General features: G+C 34.0%; 26 protein-coding genes. 1 reads left to right on the top strand and 25 read right to left on the bottom strand.

Going from position 1 to position 24,109, the window contains the following annotated elements; translation table 11 throughout:
• Positions 1-36: 36 nt before the first annotated feature.
• The 8 genes from QL232_RS00820 to QL232_RS00785 all read right to left on the bottom strand — a co-directional run bounded on the left by QL232_RS00820 (position 37) and on the right by QL232_RS00785 (position 6,271).
• Positions 37-810: a nuclear transport factor 2 family protein gene (locus tag QL232_RS00820; RefSeq protein ID WP_281612635.1), complete on the bottom strand. Its 774-nt coding sequence runs from the start codon at positions 808-810 to the stop codon at positions 37-39.
• Between the two features lie 196 nt (positions 811-1,006).
• The gene (locus tag QL232_RS00815; protein ID WP_281612634.1) at positions 1,007-1,882 is read right to left on the bottom strand and encodes a helix-turn-helix transcriptional regulator; all 876 of its coding nucleotides are present in this window, start codon (positions 1,880-1,882) and stop codon (positions 1,007-1,009) included.
• Positions 1,883-1,906: 24 nt separating this feature from the next.
• Entirely contained in the window at positions 1,907-2,725 is an 819-nt protein-coding gene (locus QL232_RS00810) for an alpha/beta hydrolase (protein WP_281612633.1), read from the bottom strand.
• Positions 2,726-2,831: 106 nt separating this feature from the next.
• Positions 2,832-3,230, bottom strand: coding sequence for a VOC family protein (locus tag QL232_RS00805; protein WP_281612632.1), 399 nt, complete (start codon positions 3,228-3,230; stop codon positions 2,832-2,834).
• Positions 3,231-3,271: 41 nt separating this feature from the next.
• Positions 3,272-3,667, bottom strand: coding sequence for a VOC family protein (locus tag QL232_RS00800; RefSeq protein WP_281612631.1), 396 nt, complete (start codon positions 3,665-3,667; stop codon positions 3,272-3,274).
• Between the two features lie 58 nt (positions 3,668-3,725).
• Positions 3,726-4,106, bottom strand: a complete 381-nt coding sequence (locus QL232_RS00795; RefSeq protein WP_281612630.1) for an AraC family transcriptional regulator — start codon at positions 4,104-4,106, stop codon at positions 3,726-3,728.
• A 125-nt stretch (positions 4,107-4,231) separates the two neighbouring features.
• A complete protein-coding gene (locus QL232_RS00790; protein ID WP_211093374.1) occupies positions 4,232-5,167 on the bottom strand; it encodes an alpha/beta hydrolase in 936 nt (311 codons plus the stop codon).
• A gap of 126 nt (positions 5,168-5,293) precedes the next feature.
• Positions 5,294-6,271, bottom strand: coding sequence for a dienelactone hydrolase family protein (locus QL232_RS00785; protein ID WP_281612629.1), 978 nt, complete (start codon positions 6,269-6,271; stop codon positions 5,294-5,296).
• 223 nt (positions 6,272-6,494) lie between these two features.
• Here QL232_RS00785 and QL232_RS00780 point away from each other — a divergent pair, with 223 nt between their 5' ends.
• The gene (locus QL232_RS00780) at positions 6,495-6,866 is read left to right on the top strand and encodes a VOC family protein (protein ID WP_281612628.1); all 372 of its coding nucleotides are present in this window, start codon (positions 6,495-6,497) and stop codon (positions 6,864-6,866) included.
• Positions 6,867-6,885: 19 nt separating this feature from the next.
• Here QL232_RS00780 and QL232_RS00775 read toward each other — a convergent pair whose 3' ends face one another.
• From QL232_RS00775 to QL232_RS00695, 17 genes are all read right to left on the bottom strand, one after another.
• Complete coding sequence (locus QL232_RS00775; RefSeq protein WP_281612627.1) at positions 6,886-7,995, bottom strand: hypothetical protein; 1,110 nt, start codon at positions 7,993-7,995, stop codon at positions 6,886-6,888.
• A gap of 10 nt (positions 7,996-8,005) precedes the next feature.
• Positions 8,006-8,413: a hypothetical protein gene (locus QL232_RS00770; RefSeq protein WP_168884507.1), complete on the bottom strand. Its 408-nt coding sequence runs from the start codon at positions 8,411-8,413 to the stop codon at positions 8,006-8,008.
• A 139-nt stretch (positions 8,414-8,552) separates the two neighbouring features.
• Positions 8,553-10,793 carry a glycoside hydrolase family 3 N-terminal domain-containing protein gene (locus QL232_RS00765; protein ID WP_281612626.1) on the bottom strand — a complete coding sequence of 747 codons (2,241 nt, stop codon included), beginning with the start codon at positions 10,791-10,793 and terminating at the stop codon, positions 8,553-8,555.
• Positions 10,794-11,055: 262 nt separating this feature from the next.
• Positions 11,056-12,003, bottom strand: a complete 948-nt coding sequence (locus QL232_RS00760; RefSeq protein WP_281612625.1) for a sterol desaturase family protein — start codon at positions 12,001-12,003, stop codon at positions 11,056-11,058.
• A gap of 189 nt (positions 12,004-12,192) precedes the next feature.
• Entirely contained in the window at positions 12,193-12,498 is a 306-nt protein-coding gene (locus QL232_RS00755; protein WP_281612624.1) for a DUF2834 domain-containing protein, read from the bottom strand.
• A 143-nt stretch (positions 12,499-12,641) separates the two neighbouring features.
• Positions 12,642-13,409, bottom strand: a complete 768-nt coding sequence (locus QL232_RS00750; protein WP_281612623.1) for an MBL fold metallo-hydrolase — start codon at positions 13,407-13,409, stop codon at positions 12,642-12,644.
• Positions 13,410-13,419: 10 nt separating this feature from the next.
• Positions 13,420-14,061, bottom strand: coding sequence for an MBL fold metallo-hydrolase (locus QL232_RS00745; protein WP_281612622.1), 642 nt, complete (start codon positions 14,059-14,061; stop codon positions 13,420-13,422).
• 61 nt (positions 14,062-14,122) lie between these two features.
• Positions 14,123-14,701, bottom strand: a complete 579-nt coding sequence (locus QL232_RS00740; RefSeq protein ID WP_281612621.1) for a Crp/Fnr family transcriptional regulator — start codon at positions 14,699-14,701, stop codon at positions 14,123-14,125.
• A 95-nt stretch (positions 14,702-14,796) separates the two neighbouring features.
• Positions 14,797-15,315 carry a DinB family protein gene (locus tag QL232_RS00735; protein WP_281612620.1) on the bottom strand — a complete coding sequence of 173 codons (519 nt, stop codon included), beginning with the start codon at positions 15,313-15,315 and terminating at the stop codon, positions 14,797-14,799.
• A gap of 51 nt (positions 15,316-15,366) precedes the next feature.
• Positions 15,367-16,092 (bottom strand): hypothetical protein, encoded by a 726-nt coding sequence (locus QL232_RS00730; RefSeq protein ID WP_281612619.1) that lies wholly within the window; start codon positions 16,090-16,092, stop codon positions 15,367-15,369.
• A gap of 56 nt (positions 16,093-16,148) precedes the next feature.
• Positions 16,149-16,670, bottom strand: coding sequence for a DinB family protein (locus QL232_RS00725; protein ID WP_168884516.1), 522 nt, complete (start codon positions 16,668-16,670; stop codon positions 16,149-16,151).
• A gap of 65 nt (positions 16,671-16,735) precedes the next feature.
• Complete coding sequence (locus QL232_RS00720) at positions 16,736-17,662, bottom strand: AraC family transcriptional regulator (protein ID WP_281612618.1); 927 nt, start codon at positions 17,660-17,662, stop codon at positions 16,736-16,738.
• 40 nt (positions 17,663-17,702) lie between these two features.
• Positions 17,703-18,311: a 5,6-dimethylbenzimidazole synthase gene (gene bluB, locus QL232_RS00715; protein WP_281612617.1), complete on the bottom strand. Its 609-nt coding sequence runs from the start codon at positions 18,309-18,311 to the stop codon at positions 17,703-17,705.
• Between the two features lie 213 nt (positions 18,312-18,524).
• Positions 18,525-20,591 (bottom strand): hypothetical protein, encoded by a 2,067-nt coding sequence (locus QL232_RS00710; RefSeq protein WP_281612616.1) that lies wholly within the window; start codon positions 20,589-20,591, stop codon positions 18,525-18,527.
• Positions 20,592-20,936: 345 nt separating this feature from the next.
• Positions 20,937-22,760, bottom strand: coding sequence for an IPT/TIG domain-containing protein (locus QL232_RS00705; protein WP_281612615.1), 1,824 nt, complete (start codon positions 22,758-22,760; stop codon positions 20,937-20,939).
• A 338-nt stretch (positions 22,761-23,098) separates the two neighbouring features.
• The gene (locus QL232_RS00700; protein ID WP_281612614.1) at positions 23,099-23,551 is read right to left on the bottom strand and encodes a hypothetical protein; all 453 of its coding nucleotides are present in this window, start codon (positions 23,549-23,551) and stop codon (positions 23,099-23,101) included.
• Positions 23,552-23,637: 86 nt separating this feature from the next.
• On the bottom strand, positions 23,638-24,108 hold the full coding sequence (locus QL232_RS00695; protein WP_281612613.1) for a Crp/Fnr family transcriptional regulator: 471 nt from the start codon (positions 24,106-24,108) through the stop codon (positions 23,638-23,640).
• Position 24,109: the final 1 nt, after the last annotated feature.

Genomic DNA, 24,109 nt, shown 5'->3' with positions numbered 1-24,109 from the left:
AGTCTTTCATGGACAACATATTTTATCTATAGCAATTTAGAACTTGCCATTTTGATTTTTCCATTCATCCTTGGAAGGAATGGGCTGAATGACATCCCAATGCTCTACAATTTGTCCATTTTCTAAACGGAACAAGTCATAATAAGCGACATGATTACCAGGTGCTTTACCAAACTTACCCTCACTCATAGTTAGGACAAAATTACCTTCGGCTAACACTTTGTGTACTTTGTCATATTTCATAACCATTCCATTTTCAGCAAAATATTTAAGGGCAGCTCCAAGGCCATCCAACCCATCAGCAACAGCAGAGTTATGTTGAATGTATTTTGTTGGATTGACAAGAACAGTTAAGTTATCCATTTTACCATTCAATAAAACTTCATCGACAAACTGTTGGACCACTTTTCTATTGTCTTCTGTTTTATTGATATCCGCAATTTCCGTAGCACCATCAAATTGAGTTCTTCCACTTGGATTGACTGGTGTAACAGCAGCTAAATTATCCCAGTGCTCAACTATTTGACCATCTTCGAATCTAAAAACATCAAAACCAGCTTTTGGACCGAAGAAATTATACTCGGTATGTGTGAATACATAATCTCCATCTTCAAAAGCGCGGATGACATTGGCTTTAAAACCACCTTCCGGTGCATTTTTCATTACTTCTCCGAATCCAGATAGGCCATCGCCAACAGCAAGGTTGTGTTGGATGTACTTTTCAGGATTGATGTATGAAATAGGTGTAGGGTCTCCTGTGTTGAAACTGTTTAGTAGGGCTACGACTTTCTCTTTGTTAGATGATTCCATTTTTACTCCTTTTTTTAGATGTGAACTTTGATTTGAGTTGCAACTGCTTAGGACGAATACAAAAGCAATTAAATTAAGAATAACTGTTGACTTCATAATTGAAAAAAATTGTTGAAGAGTGTATTACAAAGGTGCTATTCTCTTTGCCTCAAATCGCTATTAAAAAGAGCATAAAGACTGTAAAAATGGGAAAGTGTTAGTGGTTGGCTCTAAATTGTTCAGGAGTTGATTGAGTTTGGCGTTTAAAGTATTTATAGAAATTCGTGGTTTCTTCAAATCCTGATTGATAAGCGATTTCTTTAATGGATAGCTCTGTATTGATAAGAAGTCGCTTGATTTGTTTTGTACAAATCTCATCAATAAACTCTTTTGCAGACTTATGTACTATACTTTTTGTAATGGTATTTAAAGTTTTGCTGCTAATACTCATCATATTTGCATAATCCTGAACCTTAGTAGTTTTAGTGATGTTTTCTTCTGCTAATTGTTGAAACATGACAAACTCTCTAAGATATTTTTTTTCGAAATCGATATTTTCAGAATTTGCTTTAATACGGAATAAATTAGTAATCAAGATATGTAACTCACTTCGAATGATATGCATCGAATGTTCATCGTTTACATCAAAATATTCTTCCTTGATCCGATGAATAATTTGAAACACTTTTGAGAAATCCTGGTCATGCAACTGTAATTTTGCTACACCTAGAAGTTCGTTAAATAGAAGCATTGTTTTTTGTACTTCTGCTTTTTCGAGATAACTTACCAAGAAATCATTAGTAAAAAGTAGTAAAGATCCTTTGAGATTATTGTCTTTAAAAAACTTATGTATTTGATCTTTTCGAATGGTAATTAATGTTCCTTTCGAGCATTGAAAATCATTAAAGTCTATAGAATGATAACCTTCACCGTCCTCTATAAATATGATGATATAAAACTCTACTCGATGAAGAGCTTCGGGTTTATGGTCTAGGTCTTTGCGTAAAAAAAGTTCTTCCAATCTGAGAAGGTCAAATTGGGAATGGGGATTTTGATGATTTTTAAATGGTATATTTCTAGTTTCCTCTTCCATTATGCTAATTACTCAACAAAAATTTTATTTCGCCTTAAATCTATCAAAAATAAAATCAACAATAGGGTTATCTAGTTCCCCTAATTTATGTACTATTTCATAATGATTAAGTTGGGGGTATTCAAAGTATTCCAGTGGAGACGCAGACTTATTCTCTTGATATAATCTTTTGGATTGTTCAATAAATAAATCGGTTTCACCTGCTCCTACAGTCAAAAAGACTGGACATTTGAGCTGGGTTAATTCTTTAGTTGTAGGACTAAACTGCTGAACACTTCGGTCATCTAATTGTAAGATATCATTTAAGTAGCTGTTCTTGATGGGTGCTAAATCGAATAAACCACTAAGGCTACATATACCTAAAATATTTGATCTTATATCGTTATTGATCAAGTAAGCCATCAAGGCAAGATGTCCTCCGGCAGAATGACCAGAAAGGACTAAACTTTTGGGGTCCCCATGGTATTTATCAGCATTCTTTTGAATCCAATATATGCAAGATGAGATATCTGAAAGGACACCTTCCATCGTTACATCAGGTATTAATCTATAGTTGATGATACAAACAGTGATGTTTTTTTGAATAAATGGCTCTGCGACAAAACTATAGCTACTTTTATCTAAAGCTTTCCAATAACCACCATGGATAAAAATTAGAATAGGAGAATTGGGTGAACTAGATGGGAAGATATCTAAATTTTGAAGAGGAGCCTCTCCATATTTTACATTGAGGTGGCAATGGTATTCTTTTCTAACTCGATCAGACTCGTTTTCATTAATAGCCAAATATTCTTGAAAGTTAGGATGTCTAGACCTTAAGTCTAATTGATGGCTTGGCGTCATGTAAAATGATTTAGATGAAAAGTAGTTTAAGGAAAAAATAGTATACTCTTTAAATGCAAAAAACGGTTCAATTTTAAGTTCGAACCGTTTTTATGGTAGAAATATGTTATTTTAAATTCAATTGCCATGAAACGCCAAATTGATCGATTACCCAACCGAATTTTTGACTAAAACCATGCTTAGCTAATTCCATGGGTGCATTTCCGTTTTCTAATAACTTTGAATATAATCGATGGATCTCTGTTTCATCTTGGCATTCAACATAGTTGGAAACAGCAGGAGAGAAATTCCAATCATGAATAGCAGGACTATCACTACACATAAATAAGTTTCCATTGAGTTCGAAAGTAGCCTGCATTATTTTTCCTTCCATATTAGGCATTTGGTTCCCCCATCTATTAATATTTAGAATACTTGAATTTTCAAATAGTTCTACATATAAATTCATAGCATTTTCAGCATTACCATCTTGGAAAGTTAGTGAACGAATTATTTGGTTTTTCATTATCTTTTATTTAATGTATTACTTAATATATATAATAGTGATTAGAGGACTTCAACAATTTGGATATAGTTGCCACAAGTATCATTAAAGACAGCAAGTTTAGCGGTCCCCATTTCGATGGGTTTTACACTAAATTCAACCCCTAATTTTATTAATCTTTCATATTCACTTTGAACATCTTCAACATCAAATTGCGTATAGGGAAGTCCAGCATCAAATAATGCCTTTTGATAGATTTTTGAAGGTTCAAAATCTTTTGGAGCAGGTTCTAATAATAACTGAGGTCCATCTTGCTCTTCCTTAGAGACTAGCGTTAACCATCGGTTTCCACCGCCAACGGGAATATCAATCTTCTTTATGAAATTTAGCTTTGAGGTATAAAATTCTAGTGCTTTTTCTTGATCACCTACGGGAATACTTACGAGTTTAATTTTCATGTTTTCAATATTTTATGATTAGTATGACACAAAGATTGACATTAGAAAATGAAGAGACTTATCGAAAATTGCTCTTTTGATATTCACTTGGAGAATATCCCGTTTTTTTCTTGAATAATGTGCTAAAAGAACTTAGGCTTTCAAAACCTACATCATAACAAGCGTTCGAAATGGAAACACCTGTACTGATATATTCTTTGGCCTTTTCTATTCTTTTATCGATTAAATATTGATTGGGCGTTTGACCGTAATACCGTTTAAATAATCTCAGTAAATGGAATTTAGAAACGAACCTAATACGAGAAAATAGATTTAAATTCAGTTTTTCATTAAAGTTATTGTCGATATAATTTCGAAGACCGATGACAGTATCTAATTGCCACTGGTTGGAATAGATATCTTCCTTTATTTTTAATATCTCTTTCTCGTAAAGACTCATTGATTGACTGTAGGTTTTTTATTCTGATATGGGTTGTTATTAAATCTACATAATCAATATACTCAATAAAAAACAAAAACGGTTTGAGAAACCCCAAACCATCCTTGATCAAAGTAAGATACTTTTTATTTATTAAAGAATTCTGCCACAGCATCAGTGGATACTTTTACTGCATCCGGATGATGATAGAAATCCACATGACCAAAACCTGATACTGCTAAAACTTCATGCTCATTAGTAAGTTTATCAATAAATCCTGTAGAGCATATTGCTGTTGGAGCATCTTTACCATAAACCACTAAAGTAGGTTGTGCAATTTTATCTGCATAATGTTCAGAGATAGATATTAGCGATTCCATTGCTTGGTCACCAATATGCATGTTAGTAAAGTTTTCTACTGCTTTAGGGCCTTTTATACCATCTTTACCATAATAATCATAAGATTCACCTGCCATTGGTGTACCTGCTAATTCGATATATTCTTCTCTAGATTGATCATCTGTTAATCCAAAAGGAGCAACATAATCTGGAGCACCTGTTTCATAGATTTTCTGTTTAGAGTGATTGGCTCCTGCAATCATTTGATTAACAACAGTCTTGTCTGTCCATTGGAAAGCATCAGCTGCCATCATTCCTGAAACTGTAGCTAGTTTTTTAATTCTATGGTCTGTTACTGCAGCAGAGGCCATGATAGAACCACCTTGGCAAACACCTAACCCCATAATCTCTTCAACAAAAGGAAGTGTTCCTAAGTAAGAAACGGCATCCCAAGTGTTTTCAATTAGTCTAAACATATACCTAGACTGCTTAAATTCACCAGGTAAAGACGGAGAATCACCCATACCTAGATAATCAAAACCTAAAAAGACAAACCCTCTTTTTGCCATCTCTGGTCCATAAGTCCCTAACACTTGTTCTTTTACCTGTGGGAATGGACTTGCACCAACGATAGCTTTATATTTTTTGTTTTCATCAAAACCTTCTGGAAGGTATAAGTTACCTACTAGTTCAATACCAAAAGATTTAAAAGTGACTGTGTTTTTTCCTGCTGATAAATTCATAATCATATACTTTAATAGGTTGTTTAATTATTTGATTACAAAGGTATAGCATGGCACTGTTCAGCTACTTATACATTTTCGTAGAAGAGTTATACATTTTTGTATTAGCGACCTAAAAGTACTTTTTCAGTTATCTTCATTAAGGTTTTCTTTTTTGTATTGTAAGAGCCAGTCATAAATAGATACTGTAAAAGGATCACCTTGAGTTCGTTTTGTAAAATTATCGGAGTACACTCTGCTCCATGCATCATGACCTGTATTATTAAAGACTGTAATTTTTGCTTTTACCTCAGGGTTTCTAGCATTTATCGCTGAAACCAAAGGGACAGATCCAAAGTTTTCATTATGTGGTACCGTTGTATCAGAATCACCATGGAAAGCCCAAATAGGAACTTTGGATAAATTGGTAACGATACTAGGTTCTCCTCTCGCACTAATAGGAACAATTGCAGCAGCATAGTTTTCAGTGCCCATCACTCCAACATAGTACCATGCACCTCCACCGCCCAAACTGAGACCGGTAATATAAATTCTACTTGTATTGACCTGATATTCTTGAATAAGATAATTGATAAACGAATGAACATCTTGTGGTCTCCAATAATCATACGATTTAAGTCTAGGAGAGGCGACAATAAAAGGAAACGATGGGTTCCATTTTCCCTCACTTATTAATCCAGGGGGAGTAACGCCTTGTTGAAGTTCATTGAGTTCAGAAAAGTCAGAACCTGTATATCCCGAAGGGTCCCAACCGTGTAGAAACACTAGAAGCGGATACTCAGCTCCACTATCAGTATAACCACTTGGTGTATATATGTAATGTCCAAAAACAGCAGGAGTAGCACCTAAAGTGAATGCTTTATGTACTCCGCCAGTATCTAATGGTAGAACCACAAGGTCTGAAGAATCGATTGCTAATGGAAGAATTTCGGGTTGTTCGAGATCATCTTCTTCATTATCTGATGATACTGTAGAAGATGTAGGAATAACAGCTTCTGTAGAAGTATTATCGCATGAATAGAAACCCATCGAAATAAATGACAATATGATAAAGTATTGATAGATGCGGAAGTAGATTGCCTTTCTTCTTAGTTGAGTGAACATTGAAATAAATTAGCTTTTTGAGTGGATGGTATTAACCAATTGTTTGTGATTTAATTGATTAAATATGGTTGTAAATTACTACATTAGAATAACTTAATCCAAAAACTAAAATAGAATAGCAGTATTCATAAATACATCTATACTACTTCAATATTACATCATTAAGTCAGCTATTTGTTTTTGGCATTTTAAGGAATCTATCTTATTAAAAATAATTAGAATTATGAAGCTAGGAGCATTTTCGATCAGCCTTACAGTAAAAGATTTACAAGTCTCTAAAAAATTTTATGAACATCTTGGTTTTGAAGTGATTGGTGGAAACGAAGAAATGAATTATCTGATCCTTAAGAATGGCAATTCTATTATTGGTTTGTTCCAAGGGATGTTTGAAAAAAATATCATCACTTTTAACCCAGGTTTTGATGAAAACGGAAACACTTTAGATACATTCGAGGACATCAGAGAGATTCAGAAGAATTTGAAAAGTCATGGAATTGAACTCTCATCAGAAGCTGACGAAACGACAACAGGTCCCGCAAGTCTGACCTTGACAGATCCAGATGGGAATCAAATTCTTATCGACCAACATGTTTAATATTATAAAATCGTTTATGTTAATTGATCTCCACATCGAAGTGTTTTATCACTGTTTTCCCTGTTGAGTTACCAATTTCATTTCCGAGTTCTACAGAAGTGAAATAACTGTTTGATGATACAATCCCTTTATTTATTAAATAGGAGAGTAGTTCATCAATATCTACAGTACCCTTACTACGTTTTTGGGTGCGTTGGAAGGCTAGATAAGTCCAATTGCTACCTTCAGGTTCCCAGTCTGGTTCTCCCATAAAAAACTTGTAGGTACCATTGGTTGTTGTTACATTTTCTTGGAAATCCCCAAAAGGAACTAATTGGTGATCATCTTCCCAAATCATAAACTCAAACAGAATATTTTGAGGTGTCACCTCAGCAGAAGAGTTGATCCAATTATCAAAGGCAAGATTGTAGTCTCCATCATTTCTAGTGACTTCCACCTCATAATTTACTTTTAGTGTACTGATATCTTCAATTTTCTTTGGCAGTGCAGTTGTAGAAGAAGCCGATTGCCACGGTTTCCAACCATAGATAAGTTGTGGGTATGCATTAACACCATAGGCATTATCAGGGTATTGCCATTCCCAACCTACTATAGAAAGGTCATTTTTATCATATGCATAAATACACTGAGTATAACTGTTATTTGGTAGATTTCCAGCATTCCAAGCATTATTTTCAATGATCAAATCATCAACGGCGATCGTAGCATAGATATCACAATTGGAGTCTGTAAACTGATTAAATAATAAATCAGCGTAGTTGGGGATGGTATCCTTTTCTAAGATTAGAGAATATACTTTTACATTTTCTCCATTCTCAGCAGTTACTTTTATTGATATGGGACTTTCTTGAAATGAAAATCTATCGCCCTCTGTTGTATTGACAGTTGCCATTGCTGAAACACTAATCTTGTTAATGCCTACTTCATCAGCTTCGTAAGGGAATAATTGATTCATTGAAACGATAGAATCAGTAATGGTTGATAAGAAGGTTTCTTGATGATAGACCAACTCTAGCTCAAGCAATTCCGCTTGATCAGATTTAGGTAACAAGAGATCATTAACCTCTTCCTTCTTGCAAGAGTTTAGAAAAAACAGAATAAGTGAAAAGACGACGATAGCTCTATACATTTTCTAGTTGTTAGTTAGATGTATTGGAGTTTATACTTAATTCAACAGAGGCCAACAAAAGAATAATGATCGCTTCAGCAATTAAATAACTCCAACCCAAAAGTGTTATTTGTTCTTTATGATAAATACCAAAACTCAAAGATAAGAAGCAATATAATAAGTTAAAGACAGCAATTCCTTTTATGTAAATGGATATGGATTTGATGTTGACGAAATAGCAAACCAAATCATATACTGCAAAAAGGCAAGGAAATATCGCTAGGACATAAAGTGTGGAAATGGGAATTCCGAAGAGTTGTTCAAAATGTACTAATATGACGCCTAACATAACGGAAGAAATACAAGCACCTATTCCATCTATGATAAAGATTTTTCTAGGGTTTTGATTTCCCCACTGTACGATCTTATGTAGTAGCATTTGTGTTTAGTCTATGATGAATATATGTCAAAGTATGTGTGTTTAAAGTAGTGTATATTAGATCGAATTCAATTCATAAGAACAAAAAATATCCCTTATACTATCAGAATTATTGATGTATAAGGGATATCAGGATAAATTATTTTAAGATAAATGATTCTTTTAATCCTTCAGCTGCGGAAGGAGCAATCCATACATTAAAATCTCCTTTTTCTAAGACCTGTTTTAAGTCTCTATTGTAAAACTTAAGCTGGTTGGTATGAATGGTAAATGTCACTCGCTTAGCTTCTCCTGCTTTTAGGAAGACTTTTTCATAATCCTTCAACTCTCTTACAGGTCGAGTTAAAGAACCTATCACATCTTGTATGTAGAGTTGTACAGTTTCAGTTGCTTCTACTTTTCCTGTATTTTTAATCAGTGCAGAAACTTCTATTGTTTCATTTTCTACGATTTCTTTTTTGGAAATTTTGATGTTTGAGTAGGCAAATTGGGTGTAGGATAAACCATATCCAAAAGGATACTCAGGAAGGTAACCTACATCTAAATAATGTGATTCATTACCCAGCGAACTTTGCCAAGCACCAACAGGGATGTCATACATCTGAACAAACTTTTCTGCTTTAGCAGGTCTACCCGTATTTTTGTGATTATAGTAATACGGAAGTTGTCCTGAAGACTTTGGCCATGTAATTGGTAATCGTCCTTCTGGAGCAATATTTCCATACAATATATCATTTAAGGCAGGGCCGGCCATTGTTCCTCCATGCCATGCCATTAGAATACCCTCCACTTCATCTTTTATATTACCAATAGTAATAGGACGTCCAGCCATGATGACTAAAACGATAGGTTTCCCTAATTTCGATAACTCATGGATAAGTTCTTCTTGTGCACCCGGAAGATTAATCTCAGCTCTACTATGTGCCTCACCAGAAAGGATAGCTTCTTCACCCCCCACAAAAACAATGACATCACTTTTCTTAGCCAATTGAATGGCCTTTTTAAATTGAGAAGTGGACTTGTCCCTGCTGTATTTTAGGCCTGCTTCATAACCATATACTTTTTCTTTCATGGCCATATAAGGTGTTTGAGAGTGCTCTTTCTCTCCATCAAAACACCAAGTACCCATTTGATCCAATGGGGCATCAGCAAGAGGTCCAATAAGTGCCACCTTCTGAGATTTTTTGAGAGGAAGAACAGTATTCTCATTTTTTAATAATACCATACTTTTTGCAGCAGCATCTTTAGCTAAAGAAAGGTGCTTTTCTGAATACAGATGACCATCATGTTTTTTATCTCGGTGAGGATTTTCAAAAAGCCCCATTCTTATTTTAACCCTTAAGATATTTTTTACTAAAAAGTCTAATTGCTTTTCTTCAAGTTTACCTTCTTTGATTAAGGTTTTAATATGATGCTCGTACGACTGTGATGTCATTTCCATATCTACACCTGCATTGGATGCCAATTCTGCAGCATGTTTTTCATCGGCAGCATACCCATGAGGAATCATTTCTGTAATAGAGTTCCAATCACTTACAACAAAGCCATCAAAACCCATTTTATTTCTTAAAAGATCCGTCATGATTTTTTTGTCACCAGATGCAGGCACTCCATTGAGCTCATTAAACGACGACATAAATGTCTGAACATTAGCATCAATAGCAGCTTGGAAAGGAGGTAAGTAGACATTGTACAGTAAAGGATCTGAGATTATTGCCGTATTGTAATCTCGTCCACCTACTGCAGCACCATATCCAATAAAATGCTTGGCACAAGCGACCATACTTGTTTTATCTGTTAAGTTATCCCCTTGGAACCCTTTAATATAGGCTTCTCCCATTAGGCTTCCTAAGTACGGGTCCTCTCCAGGAGATTCTGCGACTCTACCCCAACGACTATCTCTTGCGATATCCAACATTGGAGCAAATGTCCAGTTGATACCTGAGGAAGTACCTTCGATAGCTGAAATTCTACCTGTATTTTCGGCCTGTTTTGGATCCCATGTAGCAGCAGTCGCCAATGGAATTGGAAAAATAGTTTTAAATCCGTGGATGACATCTCTACCAAAAATCAATGGAATTTTGTTCGGACTTTCAGTGACTGCTATTTGTTGTAATTCATCAACATAGTCGGTATTCATGATGTTTAAAAAAGCACCGACATGGCCTTTTCGAACCGCTTCTTTCATTTCCTCTGGCAAAGCTCCTTTAACCCTACTTGACGTACCTCGTAAAGCCGTCTGACCTATTTTTTCTTCTAAGGTCATCTTTGAAAGTAATGCTTCTACCCTTTGTTCTATTGGATCTGTTGGAGTTTTTTGTTGGTTACAACTTACAATGAATAGTAATAATGTAATGGTGAAGTAATAGGATAGTCTCATTTCATTTAGTGACGTTTTATTTATCAATTCAGCTCATGTGACCACATGAGTAGGGAAGGTTTAGTTTATTGTTCTCAATTCAAAGATAGCTATTTTTTCAGATTAATATAGATGAAGAAATATAAAGAAAGTTATGAAGTAGTCGGTAATATAAAGGTCTGTTAAATCTTCAAGTGTTGACGTAGTGCTAAAGGATAGAAAAAATAAATACCCCAAAGCTCAAGGGAATTGATTTGAACTTTGGGGTATGGATTAATTGCTTCTATACAACTTGTTCTGTAGTTTTTTGTTCCTCTGTCCTTAACTCATCAAGAGCTTCTTTACGAAACTCACCAGCAAGTTTTCCGCCATCAATATGGTTCCAGCCTGGAGGATAAAGGATATATTTGATCTTATCGATAAAGGTTGGAGCCCCTTTTACGTCTTTCCATAAATCTTTCCAGAGAGTAAGTTGTACACTCTTTAGATTACTTGGATCTAATTTATCATTCATAATCCCCAATTCAGGTTTTTCATGGTCCAATTCTGTTTGGAATGTATTAAATATTCGATCCCAAATTGAAAAGGTCTCCCCAAAGTTTCGGTCGAGGTAAATTGGGTTTTTGGAATGATGTACCCGATGTGCTGATGGAGAAATAAAAAACAATTCCATCCAGCGTTGCTTACCAATTACTTTTTCATTCCCATGTTCTAAAACAACATACACCCTACATATCGTATCAACGATTAACACCAAGAAAGGATTAAAGCCTAATATTGGCAACCAAATAAAACTATGAGGTGATAGTAGAATACCTAAAAAAGAACCTCTAACTGTAACGGAAAAACTCATTTCTTTTGGAGTATGATGAACCCCATGAATACACCATAAAATTCGAATTTTGTGTCCTAAAAAATGAATAAACCATCGTCCGAAATCGAGTAATAGAAAGGCTGCTAACCATACATACCACTCAGTTCCTAAAGTAAAGATCCTGTGTTCGTAGGTAAAGTTCATGACACCTAGAATGACAATTGGTCCAAGTAATAGATAAGGAAGTGATTCTATAACATAAGAGAAGATATTAACTAAGGTTTCTTTGTGTTTTTTTATGACCTGAATTCTCCACAAAAAGAACCATTCAATGAAAATGATTGAATAAACAAAAATTGCTGATTTGCCTTTTAAATTGGTTGAAAAATCTGCAACGGAATCCCAAATTGCTCCCATAACATAGATTATTAAAAAGTGATGTTAGTCTTTTAGTTTTTATTTAGACTTAATATAAATAGATTGATATGCAAATATAGAAGAAAGCTTCTTACTTAGAAGAATTATTTATGGTAATCTTAAAATTGAAGGAATAAAATAGTTGAAATATTATTTGTAATGCTATTTATAACGGGAGTTCTTGCTTAACTAATTATTTTTTTCTTTTTGATAAAGGAACAATGGCAATCCCGCAGATACACCGATAACGAAAGTGACAACAATCGAAAGCCAATAGTTTTTTACATCATCTTTTTCTTTTAGTATGAATAGCAATAAAACAATGGCAGAAATTATAACATCATAGGCAAAAAAACGACTGATAGGAGTAGCTAAAAGTTGGTCGAATAAAAGAGCAAGATCTAACCCATTTTTTATGATAAAACTAATAAACTCATAGTAAGGTATAATGGATCCCAAGATGAACAATGTAAAATAGATGTTTTTGGTGCTCATTTGTAGTGATGGTTTAATTTGTAGAGTAACGTTTAGCGTATAAGTGTTATGGTAAATATAATCAATAAAAAAGTTAGAAAGTCTAGCCCGATAATAAAAAAATAGCGATTGAGAAATTTATCACAATCGCTATTTTGGTAATATTAGAATTCCATCATTTGGCCATCTTCTGGGATATATGTTTTTTCTAGTAACCCCTTTTTGGATAGCTCTGAGGATAACTCCTTCCTCGTAATTGGACAGTGATTTACTGCTTCTAAGTGATTCGCTATTACTTTATTTGGAGAGTTTTCTACGAATTTCACGATATCTTCCATTTTCATTAGCAAGGGTTGGAAAATGTCTAATTGAGCTCTTCCACTCGCCACTACACTAATTTGAGGTTGATATTCTACCAACACTTTATGAACATCATCAGTATAAATAGTGTCTGCACTTAAGTAAATCGATTGTTCATCAGGTAATTGAATGTAAAAACCCATTACATTGCCCATTGGCTTTGCTATAAATCCATAACCATGTACAGCAGGAATCCCTTCAATGGTTCCTCCTAAGAATGGCGAATGTTCCCAATACTTGACTACTTGTGTAACGTTTAACCCACGTTTTAGAAGTTCAGCTTCATCTTTTACGCTACAAATCACAGGAATGTCTTTCGCTCTTAAAAACTCCTCTCCATCTTTGTCTAAATGATCAGGATGTAAATGAGTAATAAGACAATGTGTAGTTTTCTCAACGACTTGATTAGCATTACTTGGTAAATCAAGAATTGGATTGCGTTGTGGTTTATATCTGAAAAGTGTGAATGTAGGGCCAGCAGTACCTTTTGCACCAAGCATAGGATCAACTAAAATCACTTTATCCTTGGTTTCTATGACCATTGTTGCGTTTCTGATGTGTGATATCTTCATAATAATTAATTTAATTTGCTCTTTTCCATTCGTTATAAAAGGTGTTAAATCTCTTTTCTGCACCTATGGTACTACTTCTACCATGTCCAGGATGAATTAACATATGTTCTGCTTGTTCATCGATTAATTTGATGACCGATTGCTTGAGATCGTTAAGATTGGCTGTTGGTCTATCCCATTTTCCTACTGAACCTTCAAATAGTGTATCTCCAGTATAGATATCATGACCTATTTTATAGGATACGCCTCCTTTGGTATGTCCTGGAGTAAATATTACAGATATCTCGTAGCCTTCAAGATCAATAATGGTATCTTCATTAATAGGCACAATATCAATAGTATTGATGTCGTAATCTTTTTCTTTATTGAAAAAACCGAAACCATTTAAATCATCATCTAGTAAAATCTCGACTTCTTTTTCATGAAGATAAACCGGTACATTAAAACAGTCTAATGCTTCAATATGGTCAATATGAGCATGGGTTAATAAGATACCTACTACTTCTAAATTTTCATCTTTAATGTAGTTTTGAATGGTTTCTTTCTGATAACCTGGATCAATGATAAAGCACTTGTTATTTCTTTCAAGAACATAACAATTCATCGGGAAAAACCCGTCTAATTGAAGTTTTCTAACTGGATGTAATTTCATTCTGTTTCTGTTTTGATAATTCAAAAGTCAGAATACTCTACTCCAATTCCATTGATTTGAATCAAGAAATGCGTTTACGAATTCTACTCAATGTTTCTGGGGTAATATTTAAGTAAGAAGCAATATGGTATTGGGGAATAGATTGAAGCCAATTGGGTTTATATATTAATAATTCTTGGTAGAGTTCTTCTGGGGATTTTGTAACTCTATTGTATTCAAATAGTTCCTTCTGTTTTAGCAGCTTTTGAAAGGATAAATCTATAAAGGATTTACCGCAATCGTATTTTGCTAAGATGGTTCTGAACAGTTCCTTATCAATTACTAGTAACTCTATAGAGGTGAGCGACTCTTGGTACTTTTTTGTTTTGGTATCGTTCATAAACGACGATAAATCGGTTATAAACTGAGGCTTTGTATAGAAATTGATATTGGTTTCTTTCTCAGTCGATGCATAGTATTCTCTAATTGCCCCTTTATTTAGAAAACGCAGTTGGTGTTCTTCGGTATCTGAAGTAAGGATTTGGGTGTTCTTTTTATATTCAACTACACTAAATAAACCCAGAAGTTCTTTTAATCCTTCTTTGTTAAGTGGATACTCTGTCTCAAAAAATGACGATATTTTTGTTGTATCTAGGTTCATTTAGCGTATTGATGAATAGGTTATATATAATTTTAGACCAAATATAGAAAAGTATTATTACTTAAAAATTTTGCTCCAAACTACTTAGCAGGTGCTTAAACCTTCAAACCGAAATCATAGCGTTGTCCTAAGACTTTTTTCAGTAGCCCTAGCTGACCACAATGCCACATAGTATGTTTTACATTCCAGTCTAATGCTTGAAATTTATTTTTCGCAATAGGATGAGGAACTTTCGTAGGTTCTAATTGTGCATTCAAATCGTCTTCAGATAAATTAGCAATGATCTCGATTGATCTATTCTGTATCAACCTCAAGTGCTCAACCAATGCTACTGCATCCGTTTTTCCGATACATTCTGAAGGTTGAGTGTTGACGAATAGTTTAAAATACTCTTGTATAGGAAGTTGTTGGTATAGATCAAGTTGTGGACCTCTAATTGACATTAATGAATGATAATTAAAGCTAAGGATCAAGTGACCAATTTGCCAAGTAACATTAGTATCGATAATGTCAGGTGTTTCATCCCATTGTTCATGAGGTATACTTTCTACCAATTTATTGACCCAATTGTAAGCATCTTCAGTTTGAGTTTTTATTATTTCTACAGTACTCATTTAGTTTTTGTTGTTTGTATTACTTAATATTTATTTTGACTACTTTTTGTCTTATTTATTGAATGAATAGGCCTCTTCAAAACTTGCTCCTTCATTTATTTTCTTGATAAAAAGGGATAGGTTTTGCTCAGGATCCCATTGTTGAATCTTGTATTTGGCAGTTAGATAGTTCATTCTTATATCCGAGTGATTACCTCCCCAAAATTGAGCAGGTCCCATATTTTCTATATCAGGTAGTTCTGTAAATTGATTTGATTTAACAGCCAATGAGTCTAGTGAATAGTAGTTCCTGTGATCAATTTGCATGGCAACACCTTCATCAAACCAAACTGGGAGTTTTAATGCTCTAGTTACAAAACCAACTCTAGCCGACAACTCTGCATGACAGATTTCATGAGCTAGAATATCAAGATTTAAACCCTCTCTTGATATGATAACATAAGATTGAAAGTGAGGGTGAGTTCCTGCAGGAGTCATCATAGGAGAACCAAATTTCCTGTAATCATCATCAGTATCACAGTAAATAAATTTTGGAGAAGCGGTAGTATTTCCCCAGAATTCGAGGTTTCGTTCTTTTGCTTGTTCAAGCAAGGTAGTTAAAGCCGTGATTTTTTCTTCACTTACATCAGGCCTGTAATATAAATTGCCAACTTGCTTAAATTCATAAGCATCGATAACTAGACATCTGGATAGTTGAGGCATGGCAATAGCATGAATAGCCATGGTGCTCATCAGAATTACCAATAAGATAAGACTTACTTTAACTATTTTTTTCATGAGAGAGGTAGTGTTAATTTTGGGATAGAAATGAAAAGTAAACGTAATGTTTTAGACTATTGATCCAAAGGAATATAGCGTTCTTCAATGATATTTAAGTGATGTATTTGATGTGCCGCAATGGTATATCCAATAGCATATAGTGGCATTTCGTATTCAAAAAACTCACAATTTGTATTTAAGATCTCATCATTAAACGAATCGAACAACAAAATACTGGATTGACGGACTACTCGAAGCTCTTCGATTAATCGTTCAATAGAAAGTTCATCTGCATTGGAGTTTTTTGCCATAATCTCTTGGTCATGGGCATCAGGAATACTTCCTTCGCCTCTGGCAAATAGGATGGCTCTAAAACACCAAACCCTTTCCCAATCAATTAAATGTTGGATAATCTTATTGATAGTCCATTTTTCAGCTTCATAAGTTTTTAAGCCGATACGTTTTAATTGGGCAATATCAATACGATCAATATTCTCTAAACTCAGTGAAAGTGCTTCTTTAAGATCAGTTCCTTCTGTTAATTTATAGACATATTCTAGGAAGCCAGGATTGTGTTTTTGTTCTTCTTTTTCCATTGGTTATAATAGATTGTGATTCGTGTTTATAGTTATGACTAATATCCACGATGTGAATCAAATAATCAAGTCAATTCGATGGGTATATAAAAATCGACTATCGCAATACCTTCAGGATGTTCGTTGAAATTATTATGATAGATTTCAAAAGGATCTTGTTCTGCTTTTTTATATCCATTTTCATTCATCCATAGAAACATTCCGGTCCATGCTTTCTCAAATTCATTAGGGTTGATTTCAAAATGACCTACAATGCACTTTTGAGGAGAAAACGAACTTAATGCTATAGCTCCATCTACAGTTTCGTCTTTTTGAAGAAGTATTGAAGCACTCATCCTTACCTTATTGGGTTCAGTGATCTTAAAACTATCATGATAAACGGTCATCATTTTTACCTGATCATGCATTAACCCTTTCGGTGTTGCCCATTGTATCAGTTGTTGAAAAGCATTACCAAGGTTTTGAGGTCCGATACATGAAACGTATGCGTAATTCATTTTTGGTAATTCTACAATTTCAATTTTTGCATTCATAGTCATCCATTGTCTTAAATTATTAATGATACAAAGGTATTTTTCATCATTCGGATACTCTTGTCCATTCTTGCTATTGACTTGTCTAATCTTGCTATGTCTAAGATGATTGAGTTTGATAAATGAAGTAGGACTTTCTTTGAAATATTTTTTAAAAGCTTTCGAATAAGAAGAAGCATCACTAAAACCAAAATGATGAGCGATTTCAGATATACTTATATTTTTATGTAATAAGTCTGCTGCAGACTTCTCAATCCTTTTTCTTTTCACATACTCATTTAACGTCTCACCCGTAATCAGTTTAAAAATTCGGTGAAAATGGAAGGGTGAGAAATAGGCAATTTCTGCTACTTTATCTAATGATAAATCATTGCCTAGATTCTTATCTATAAATGTAAAGACTCTATTGATTCTGTTTCTATAGTCTTCTTGAAGTTCTTTTTTTTTATTGGTATTCAACTAATAGTGATTAGTTTATGAAATAGATTTTCCTTGATAATTAAACGTACTTAACGTAAGGTTTTTTACTTCTTACTTTCCATTTTTCTTTTTGTAGCATCGGTTGTCCATCATAGTCTGTAGCAGGTTTTCCTAAGCACATATATCCTAAACTTCTCCAGTTTTCTGGCACTTCAAATAAGTTCTCGAACTTCTTATAATCTAAAATCGAGACCCATCCTGCACCATAACCTTGTTCTGTTAGTGATAACCATAAATTTTGTACTGCACAGGCACAACTCCATTCCAGTGTACTTGTATTTCCAATGGTTCCGATAGTGAAGGAATCTAAAGTACTTGTATCACAAAATATAGCGATACCAATAGGTGTTTCTTCAATAGCTTCAAGCTTTAACGAGTTATACAGTGCTGTTTGTTTGGAATCTGTAATTTGAGATTCTGCTTTTGTATTGGATTCCTGGAATAAGTCTTTAATCTCTTTTTTTCTTTCTTGAGACTTGACAACGATAAACCTCCAAGGTTCTGATAAACCTACTGACGGAGCTGCATGTGCAGCATCTAATGCTTTTTCTAGTACTTCTTCTGGTAAATCATCTTGTGTGAAATGCCTTGTATCTCTTCGTTTATATATGCAATCGTATAAGTCCATATCCTAAGTGAAATAGTTGAATTTTATATGAAAGATCAATTATGGTTACTAAGCTAAGAACAAGATGGAAGTATACCTAATCTAAAGAAATCTATACATGGCTGTATCTACTCGATTGACATAAAAAAATAGCCAACAATTTTACTCGTTGGCTATAGATTCTATTCACTAAAAGATGATACACTCACACACTGTATCAAGTCTTTTTACTCATTAATTATAGGTAAGTTTGAAGCTGCCTTCAGCCACTTTACCATCACTAAAAGTTACTTTATATCCGTAGGCAGGAATGATCTCACCCTCTTTAGTTTTTTGATAGACTGGTCCTAAATTGACAATCACTTCTGTACCTGAAGAGAATTTTGATCGTTGTAATTTAAAATCATCACTGATGTATTCATGGTCTGTTAACTCCGCAAAGAACGTTTCTCTATTTACAGGGCTAACTACTTTATTTGCGATTTGAATCATTTCTTTCATTCCTTCAAACTCATAAGGAGAGAAGAAAATCGTTGTACCCATACCAAAAAGAATATTTCGTAGAGATTTCACTCTAAAATCACCATTAATTGAGATCTGGTTATCAGGATCCTGAATCTTACCAAAGATGGCAATAGCATCATGGTAAACTAAATTGAACAATGGTGCTCTATGAGAGAACTGTACTAAGTTCGGGTTAGGTAGGTAAGTAAGACCTTCGAACATATCGAAATAAGGTATAAATTGCTGTTGACCATGCTCAGTACCATTCACTAAATTAAGCGAATCGATATATTTAGCGAGATTAAATAAACCTGTGTTGTCTTCGTCAGGGAAAGTAGCAAATGAAATATCAGTGATATCTGCTTGTAATTCTAAAGCAGCAATTTCTTTGTGTAAACTCTTTTTCGCAAGCCCTAATTGTTTGTTCTGATCAATATTGGCCCATCTACTTCCTGTATTTTTTAGTTTACCTTCTTTGTCTTTAGCAAACAGTTCAGTGTTGAATTCTGGGTCGTTTTCTAATGTTGCAGAGTAAGCATGATATGAAGAGTATAAATAACCATATTTCTTCGTTAGGTCTACTGCTTTTTTCAACTCTTTTACACCTCCAAGATTTTCATTAATTGGCCAACAGTTAGGAACAAAATTAGAGAATACACCCCAAGCATGGAAAAATGCATTGTCTACGCCTAATTCATCATGAGTTGTCTTAATAATATCTTGTAACTCTTTAAATGTAAAGGCCATACCAGGCATTTCCACATAGTGAGGATAACCTCCATATACCCCCATATAGATAGCACCTTGTAGTTTTTCTACGTTTGGATCTCTTTTCGCTTTTTCTTTTAGAGAGACAAAGTAACCATCTTTAATTGCTTCCTTTCTGTAAGCTTTTGCCATATCCACATGGGTTCCTTTTGGAATAAACTCATAGGTAATAAGTTTTCTTTCTTTTTCTCTATTGATCTTCCAAACAGGATCTAAAAAGGCAATACGCTTGTAAGGTGACATTTCTCCTTTACTATTAAATAAGTATTGTCCATTGTTATTGATATTGTAGAACATATCGGGTCTAGCAGAAACATCGACAATACCCACTACAGCTGTTTTTTCCGTATGCGTTCCCCACCATGGCATAGTAAGCCCGATACCATTATTAAATAAAGGTAGCTTACCACTCGTTTTTCTATAATAGGTAGCGTCGTCCCACATACAGAAAGAACCTCCGTTCATTGGAGAAATAAATGAAGGACAGATAACTCCTTGTTTCTGAGGGATAACTGCAGCACCTTTGTCGACATCTGTCTCTAAACTAAATGCTCTTGTAGGGTATCTTAACTCCATTAAATTGTAGTCCCCCTTATTCACAGAAAGTACTTCAACTTCTAACTTTGCATTACTATCTACTAAACGTAATTCCGTTTTGATTTCAACACCTTTTGCAACGTCACCATTAGTAAAAACAGGATTGATAAAAGACAAAGCAATACTATGATCACCTTCTTTCTTAACAGTCACTTTTTTACTTTCAGAGATATTTAGATATTCTATTTTCCCTTTGTTTTTTATTGTAAGCAACCCTGCAGAATTTACCCAAGGATCATCTTTCCAAAGGTGGTTTGTTTCTTTTTCAAGAACTGTAAATGATCCTGTTTTTTCATTTACAGTTACCTTGAGTTTATTGTTTTCTATAACTGTCTGAGTAGCCTCGTTAAATGGATTGCCATGCGTTAAAAATGTCCCTAAGTTAAAAATTAGAATCATTAATATTTGCATGAAATTTTCATTTCGTTTCATAAATCTTCGGTATTTCTATGGATGATTAGATTGATGTAAATCAACAGTTGTAAAATTAGGTCGAGGCCGAAAATTGGATGTTGCTATCAATATTATTTTTATTGCTTTAAATACTTTTTTGATAGAAAACCTTTAAAATAGCCTTGTAATTAAGGTTTTTTAATAAGTTTGACGTCTCTATCTATTGAAAAATAGAAATTGGTGATGATAAAGAATCTGAAGAGATAAGGGATGCGATTTTGAAGTTTTTCCTATAAAAAGAGAAAGTATTGCATTATAAAAAACATGCCCTGTAACAAATAGCTACAGGGCATGATTAGATTAAATAGCCTTTATGATTATAACTTAATAATCATTATTTCCGACTGTAAATTCTGATTCAGATTTTTCACTTATCCAATTATCAATTGATATGCTCATTTTATATTTTCCTGGAGCTAATCCTTGAGGAACTGTGGATTGAAGAGTTGTACTATTACTGTATGTGGCAAGAGCAGATCCTTTTTGTACATCATTCTGATAGAAAATTACATAACGATTAACACTTTTATCTACTTCTAAATTATTAGCTGTAATTGTAAGTAATTCACCAGAGGAACCACTTTGAGGGGTGAAATAACTAATTTCAGGGCGATGTATAATGTCTAAGGGTGCACTATTAATACTTTGTACACCATTACTAATAACATATAAAGTACCGCTTTTAGCCTCTTTTGGCACTGTAACAGTTAGTCTATTTGTGGAAACGGTTGAAGGTGTAGCTTCAGCTCCACCTGTGAAATACACTTTATTTTCATTGATATTGTCGCTGAATCCATTTCCAGTAATCGTAAGTGTTTTATCTTCTCTTATTGAGGTAGTATTCAAACTGATATTAAGAGGAGTGATCTGTAATTTATTTAAAGATCTAGTACTTCGAATACCGTTAGAGATAACATGCACAAAACCTTCTTTTGTTCCTAATGGTATGGTGACAGTAATACTATTTTCTGTTGAAGAAATAGGCGTTACTGGCATTGAAACTCCACTGAAAGTTACTTGGTTATCATCATTATTACTACTGAAGTTCTTGCCACTAATGATAATGTTTTGATTAATCATACCAGTGGAAGGTATACTAGTAATTTCAGGAACTGGAAGAATTGTAAGGCTTTGCTCAGAATAAAAGCTTGATTTTTTAGAAATAGTCAATTTTACTTGACCAGATCTTGCATTATCAGGAACCGTAAAAACAGCAGATGTAGTAGTGGAGCTAATCGACCTAGCTACCACTCCATTAGCAAAGATCAACGCATTATCGTAGGGATTAAAGTTCAGCCCTGTTACAGTAATGTTTTCACCAGTTCTAACGGTATCAGGACTAATTGATGTGATTTGTGGTATTCTACCTGATGAGAAATTACACCCAAGTCTTATTAAATAGGGAGAAGACTTGTTTGTTTCAAATGTCGTAGCTTCCCCATCTGGAATAATGTTTCCCATACAGTCAACGATATATGCTTTATTAAAGTAACCTGATGGATTGATATTTTGTTGTGTGGAGGTCCAATAAGCAAAGTTACATTGGCTCCCAGTAAAAGGAGTTGGTCCCGGTCTTGGACAAAGTGCTCCCATTTGTCCACTTGGGTTGATGACATTTTGAACAATGGCTGCCATTTCATCACTACTTGGCAAGAACCAATTGCCTCCTGTTTCTTTCGAATAATTGTAAGCTAACAAAGCAGCATAAGAATAAGTAGAGTCTTGGAAGTAACTTCCTGTTATTCCATATTTCGCAATAATTAATGCTGTGTTTAGTACGCCTGTTCCTATTGCTGAGCTTGTACCTGGAACATTAATACTTGCACTATCCATCGATGCCTTTACTGTCACCCATGAAGCACCTATTTTGGTTACTCTAGAATCTGTTGTAATAAATCCATTTCCTTTTAATGTGTCTAGGTAGGCAATAGGATATTTACCTAAATAGTATTTACCATAAATTTGACTCAGTTGTATATCAGGACAAGATTGAAAAATCTCAAAAGGACTTTCTCCTTCATCTAATCTGTTTTGGATGTCTTCATCAGTACAATTGGATGCATTTTGTGCATTAATAGGGGAATGATTTAGTAAAAATAAGCTTAGCAATAAGCCATAGAGAAAATTGCTAGTAAGAGAATTATTCATAGCGTAGTAATAGTTTATTTAATAAATATTTAGTCTTGGCTATTTAATCAAATGGCAAATATGTGTTTAGAGTAGTTAGAAATCAACTATTTATTTAAAGATTTAGTGAAATTCATTTTTATATAACCTAAATAAATATTCTCCATTGCTAAGGAAATGAGGGTTATGTTGTCATTTTTTACTTTAAGGATAAAGGATATAAATGGTTATTGATTCGTCTCCTAACATTTAAAACACTTCTATGGTTACGGGTAATATAAACTAGGATTACATATAAAAAGAAATGCCAATTATCTACTTAATAAATAATTGGCACAGGTAATATTGATAAGAACGAGTTAATAGTTCTGTTGTTTGTTTTTAGATAAACCGATCAAACTAGAAACGATCGCTAAGGAAGAAACAATTGTCATCAGAGTTCCCGGAGCAAATCTTACATACCCACCTAAATCCATAAATAAAAAATAACCTACATCGGCTAAACCTCCTGTTAAGATAGCTAATAAGATCGCATTTTTATTTCCCTTCCAAATGAATATTGAACATATAAAAGTGGTGACTCCAATCCATAAAAGATTAAATCCATGTTGACCAATAATAGCTCCTGCAGCATTGGGATAATTTGCTTGTAAAGAATTTGGGTCAATTGCGTCTGCAATTCCACTCACTGCACCTATTATGTCTCCATTTAAGATGGCATAATCAGTAATTACTCCTGCCATAATATGGACGAAACCCCAAATCAACCATAAAACCGATGATATTTTGAAATAGATGTTCTTATTGTTCATAATGTTATTTTTTTGTTTTAACCTGATGCAAAAGTCGTATCTGCCTAAAACCTATGCATTATGATTTCATAAGAATTCAAGAAATGTTATTCTTTTTTTGATCGTTTTGCTTTTGCCGCACTTAATGTCTCTGGTGTAACACCAAGGTAAGAGGCAATCATTTTTTGAGATACTCTCTGAACGATATTCGGGTAAGTTTCTATAAAATGCTCATACCTTTCTATAGCGTTTGTACTGATTAACATTATGATACGTTCCTGAAGGACTTTCATTCTTTTGGCTAGTGGTTCAATATTATCTTTCTCTCTTTCTAACTCTTTGGGTAGTACTATAATTGTTGAGTCTTCGAGAGCATCAATAAATAATACAGAAGGTGAAGTAGGTGCACAGGAATCTGCAATAATCCAACCTTCAGGGGCAAACATAAAAATATTTTCATGTCCATTTTTATCAATGGAATAACTTCGTAGTAGTCCATTCTTTACTTTATAAATTTTACTATTTATTTCACCACTATGTTGAAGAATTGTCCCTTTTTTTACCTTGATTTCCTGCATT

It is taken from the genome of Flammeovirga sp. SubArs3 (assembly GCF_947387565.1).
GTDB classification, from domain to species: Bacteria; Bacteroidota; Bacteroidia; order Cytophagales; family Flammeovirgaceae; genus Flammeovirga; species Flammeovirga agarivorans.
Note: the sequence above shows the minus strand (reverse complement) of the source record. Positions and strands in the feature narration are given on the sequence as shown.